General features: G+C 68.1%; 2 protein-coding genes. Both read left to right on the forward strand.

What is annotated here, in order from left to right:
- Window positions 1-95 precede the first annotated feature (95 nt).
- Window positions 96-1,619, forward strand: coding sequence for an IS21 family transposase (gene istA / locus GFD32_RS11760; RefSeq protein ID WP_163576814.1), 1,524 nt, complete (start codon window positions 96-98; stop codon window positions 1,617-1,619).
- Window positions 1,612-2,385 carry an IS21-like element helper ATPase IstB gene (gene istB / locus GFD32_RS11765; protein WP_163576815.1) on the forward strand — a complete coding sequence of 258 codons (774 nt, stop codon included), beginning with the start codon at window positions 1,612-1,614 and terminating at the stop codon, window positions 2,383-2,385. Before istA ends, istB begins: the two co-directional genes overlap by 8 nt.
- Window positions 2,386-2,453 lie beyond the last annotated feature (68 nt).

A 2,453-nucleotide genomic window follows, 5' to 3' on the forward strand; every position in this document is an offset into this window, starting at 1 on the left:
CTATAGAGCGACAATTACTCTGGCCGGCCGACGACAACTACTGTGGCCGGTTGCCCTAAGCTTGACCGCTTGTCCCGACCCACCAGGGAGCCGGTATGGCGGTCACCAGCCAACAGGTCACGCTCTATATGTCGCAACGTCAACAAGGCCAGACCCAGGAGGTCGCCGCCGCCAAGGCCGGCCTCTCCGTCAGAACCGCTCGCCGCCTCGAACGCCGGGCCGAGTCCTCCGCGCCGCCGGCATCACGGCACTGGCGAACCCGGCCCGACCCCTTCGCTGATGTGTGGGAGACCACGCTCGTCCCCCAACTGGCCGCCGCCCCGGGCTTGCAGGCATTGACCCTGCTGGAGTGGTTGCAGGAGCAGCACCCCGGCCAGTATCCGGACAGCCTGCTGCGAACCCTGCAGCGCCGGGTCAAGGGCTGGCGAGCCGCGCATGGCCCGGAGAAAGAGGTGATGTTTCCGCAAACCCATGGCCCCGGGCTGCGCGGCCTCTCCGACTTCACCGAGCTCAAGGGGATCGTCATTACCGTGGCAGGGATGCCGCTTGATCACCGGCTCTACCACTTCCGCCTGGCCTACAGCGGCTGGTGCGACGTGCGGGTGGTGCTCGGGGGCGAGAGCTACCCGGCGCTGGCCGAAGGCCTGACCCGTGCACTGGAGCGGCTTGGCGGTGTCCCCGCGGAGCACCGCACCGACAGCCTGTCGGCGGCCTTCCGCAACCTGGGCCGGGAGGCGGAAGCCGACCTCACCGAGCGTTATGCTGCCCTGTGCGCTCACTACGGCATGACGGCGACCCGCAACAACCCGGGGCGTGGCCATGAAAACGCCAGCATCGAGTCGCCGCATGGCCACTTCAAGCGGCGCCTGCAACAGCGCTTGGCGCTGCGTGGCTCCCAGGACTTCGCTAGCCTCGATGACTACCAGGCCTTCCTCGATGAGGTGACCACCGCGATCAACCGCCGCAACGCGGCCCGGATCACCGTCGAGCGTGGCGCGCTGCAGCCACTGCCCAGCCGGCCCGGTACCGACTACAGCGAGGTGACGGTGCGCGTCACTACCTCCAGCACCATCCAGGTGCGCAAGGTGCTCTACTCGGTGCCGTCCCGGCTGATCGGCGAGCGGCTGCGTGTACACCTCTACGACGACCGCTTGGTGCTGCATCACGCACAGCAGGAGTTGCTGACGCTGCGACGGCTACATGCCACGCCGGAAAGCGGCCGGCGGCGGCTCATCGACTACCGCCATGTGATCGGCTGGCTGGTCCGCAAGCCCCGGGCGCTGGCAGGGCTGACGTTCCGCGACGAGCTGCTGCCGAGCGCGGCGTGGCGCGAGCTGTACGCCCGGCTGACCGCCACCTTGCCGGTCGCCGAGGCCTGCAAGCGCATCGTTGGCGCTCTGGCGTTGGCCGCCGAGCAGGACCAGGCCGAGGCGATCGCCAGTGACTGGCTGGGCGCCCTGGCGCGCGGGAAGAGCCCGACGCTGGCCGAGCTCCAGGCCCGCTTCGCCGCCACGCCGAGCGCCACGATGGCGTTCCCTCAGGTGACCCAGCATGACATCGCCAGCTACAACCACCTGGTGCCCAGCGTGCCGACCACGGAGGTGCGCTGCCATGCCTGATGCCCAGACGTTGCCGCTGCTGCTGCGACAGCTCCGCCTGCCCACCATGGCCGCCTGTTGGCCCCAGCTGGAGACCCGCGCCCGAGCCGAGAACTGGAGCCTGCCACAAACGCTGGCCGCTCTATGCGAGCACGAGCTGGCCGAGCGTGAGCGACGCCGGCTGGCCCGACACCTCAAGGAAGCCCGGCTGCCGGTGGGCAAGACGCTGGAGTCCTTCGAGTTCGACGCCATCGCGGCCGAGCAGCGTCGGCAGCTGAGCGCCCTGGCGGGCGACACGCAGTGGGTCGACCAGGCGCACAACCTGCTGCTGTTTGGGCCCTCCGGCGTCGGCAAGAGCCACGTGGCGGCCGGGCTCGGGCATACGCTGGTCGACCAGGGTTACCGGGTGCGCTACGCCACCGCCTCCAGCCTGGTCCAGGAGCTCCAGGCCGCCAAGCAGGCCCTGCGCCTGAGCGACGCCCTGATCAAGCTCGACAAGTACGCCGTGCTGGTGATCGACGACATCGGCTACGTCCAGCGTAGCGAGGCCGAGACCTCGGTGCTGTTCGAGCTGATCGCCCACCGCTACGAGTCGGCCAGCCTGATCATCACCGCCAACCAGCCGTTCAGCGCCTGGGACAGCATCTTCCCCGACAGCATGATGGCAGTGGCCGCCATCGACAGGTTGGTGCACCACGCCACGCTGATGGAGCTGAGCGGGGAGAGCTACCGTAAGCGTGCTTATCAACGACAATTACAAGGAGGAAAACCTGGGTCGTCGGACTGACGACAACTACCCCACCCAACCGGCCATTTTAATTGTCGCCAAGCGGCCAAAGTAGTTGACGTCGCATA

It is taken from the genome of Halomonas faecis (assembly GCF_010993975.1).
In the GTDB taxonomy this organism is placed as follows: Bacteria; Pseudomonadota; Gammaproteobacteria; order Pseudomonadales; family Halomonadaceae; genus Halomonas; species Halomonas faecis.

What these genes read in the sequence shown, in the direction of transcription:
- istA (WP_163576814.1), top strand. Translation starts at nt 96, where the DNA reads ATGGCGGTCACCAGCCAACAGGTCACGCTCTATATGTCGCAACGTCAA.
- istB (WP_163576815.1), top strand. Translation starts at nt 1,612, where the DNA reads ATGCCTGATGCCCAGACGTTGCCGCTGCTGCTGCGACAGCTCCGCCTG.